Consider the following 1,960-nt stretch of genomic DNA (forward strand, 5'->3'; position numbering starts at 1 on the left):
GTCGGCGGGGTCGGCGTCAGCAGCGGCGCGCACCGCGCGGCGGGAGTCGCGCGACAGCACCGCCCAGGGCACCACGGCGAGCGCCGCGACGACGGCCCAGACGCCGAGGCCGAGGCGCCAGCTGCCGCCCAGCGCCTCGCTCACCGGCACGGTGACGCCGGCGGCGGAGGCGGTGCCGAGGGCCAGGCCCATCGAGTAGAGCCCGGTCATCGAGCCGACCCGGTCCGGGAACCAGCGTTTGACGATGACGGGGATCAGCACGTTGCCCACGGCGATGCCGCCGAGCGCCAGCGCGCTGGCGGCGAGGAACGCCGGGGTGTTGCCGAGCAGCGGCCGCAGCGCCAGCCCGCCGGCGATCGCGGTGAGCCCGCCGGCGACGACGGCGACCGGGCCGAAGCGGCGGGCGAAGCGGGGCGCGAGGCTGCCGAAGACGGCGAAGCAGAGCGGCGGCATGGAGGTGAGCAGCCCGGCGACCGTGCCGCTCATGCCGATGTCGGCGCGTACGTCCTCCAGGAGCGCGCCGAGCGAGGCTATCGCGGGCCGCAGGTTGACCGCCGCGAGCAGCAGCGCGGGGACCATGAGCCGCAGCAGCCACGGTGCCACCCGCGGCGCGGGGGACGGCCGCGCGGCGTCCGCCGGCTCGGTGGCCCGGGCTTCTCCGGTCATCTCCCTCCGCGTCTCGACGGGTTTTGCGAGGATGCTGCGGCGTGACATGCCGACCATCATAGAATGATGGGATGAATGGTTGTCCACTCCGCAACCACCGCAGCCTCCGCACCCACCGCAGGCCGAGTACGGGAGAGACATGGCACTGACCTCGCCGCGCCGATCCAGCCTCACCGACCAGGTGATCGCCCAGCTGCGCACCCAGATCACCGCCGGCGAGTGGCCGGTCGGCAGCCGCATCCCGACCGAGCCGGAGCTGGTCGAGCAGCTGGGCGTCGCGCGGAACACCGTCCGCGAGGCGGTGCGGGCGCTCGCGAACAACGGCCTCCTCGACATCCGCCAGGGCTCCGGGACGTACGTCGCCGCGACCAGCGAGCTGGCGGGCGTCATGCAGCGGCGCTTCGCCGACGCCCCGCCGCGGCACGTCTCGGAGCTGCGCAGCGCGCTGGAGGCGCAGGCCGCGCGGCTGGCGGCGGTGCGCCGCACGGAGCCGGAGATGGCGCAGCTGGAGCTGCTGCTGCGGCGGCGCGAGGAGGCGTGGGAGTCGGGGGACGCGGCGGCGTTCGTCGAGGCCGACGCGACGCTGCACCTGGCGGTGGCGGCGGCCTCGCACAACGAGGTGCTGACGGCGGTCTACGCGGACCTCGGCGAGGTCGTCCGCACGTACCTGCGCTCCAAGGTCGGCGACGTGCTGCTGCCGGCGGAGCACCTGGACCACGCCCGCATGGTGGCGGCGATCCGGGCCGGGGACGCGGAGACGGCGGCGGCGGAGGCGGGCCGGCACGCCTACGGCTGCATGCCGGAGCCGTCGCTCAGCGGCGGCTGACGGCCGTCCGGCCCCCCCGCCGGCCCGCGACCGCCGGCCCGGCTATCGTCCGGTACGTCCCGTATCCGCTCGTGGCTGACCCACGCCCGGGCGACGCCGAACCAGCAGCGGTCGCTGAGCACCCCGCTCTCCGCGGGGTCGAGCCGCGTGCGCATCCCGTCCACGTCCGGGTCCCACCAGCGGGCGCACTCGATGTGCAGCTGGACGGCGTCGGCGTACGGGCCGGCGTTGTAGCAGCGGGCCGTCACGGTCGACCCGGTGACGGTGGTGCGGCACTCGGCCCGGGCCGGCCCGCCCGCGCCGGCGGCGCCGGGGCCGTCCGGTGGCCCGGCGGCCCCCGCGGACCCGGCGGTCAGCAGCAGCAGCACCGCGACCCCACCGCCCACGGCGGGCGCCCCGCCCGGGCGCGTACCGCGGCGGGCGGAACCTCGGGTGGGGGGGCCGGGACGGCGCGGGCCCTCACGCACC

3 protein-coding genes are annotated in these 1,960 nt (G+C 77.0%); 1 reads left to right on the forward strand and 2 read right to left on the reverse strand.

Annotation, left to right across the window (positions count from 1 at the left end; genetic code table 11):
* On the reverse strand, positions 1 to 726 hold a 726-nt coding region (locus ABD317_RS36365), incomplete at its 3' end, for an MFS transporter (protein ID WP_344296238.1).
* Between the two features lie 79 nt (positions 727 to 805).
* Between ABD317_RS36365 and ABD317_RS36370 the strand changes: the two genes are divergently transcribed.
* The gene (locus ABD317_RS36370) at positions 806 to 1,492 is read left to right on the forward strand and encodes a FadR/GntR family transcriptional regulator (RefSeq protein ID WP_344296241.1); all 687 of its coding nucleotides are present in this window, start codon (positions 806 to 808) and stop codon (positions 1,490 to 1,492) included.
* On the opposite strand, the gene ABD317_RS36375 is transcribed toward ABD317_RS36370, so the two are convergent.
* The gene (locus tag ABD317_RS36375) at positions 1,453 to 1,878 is read right to left on the reverse strand and encodes a hypothetical protein (RefSeq protein WP_344296243.1); all 426 of its coding nucleotides are present in this window, start codon (positions 1,876 to 1,878) and stop codon (positions 1,453 to 1,455) included. The two genes, ABD317_RS36370 and ABD317_RS36375, sit on opposite strands and share 40 nt — an antisense overlap.
* Between the last annotated feature and the right edge of the window lie 82 nt (positions 1,879 to 1,960).

Origin of the sequence: Streptomyces synnematoformans, assembly GCF_039531005.1 — a bacterium.
GTDB classification, from domain to species: Bacteria; Actinomycetota; Actinomycetes; order Streptomycetales; family Streptomycetaceae; genus Streptomyces; species Streptomyces synnematoformans.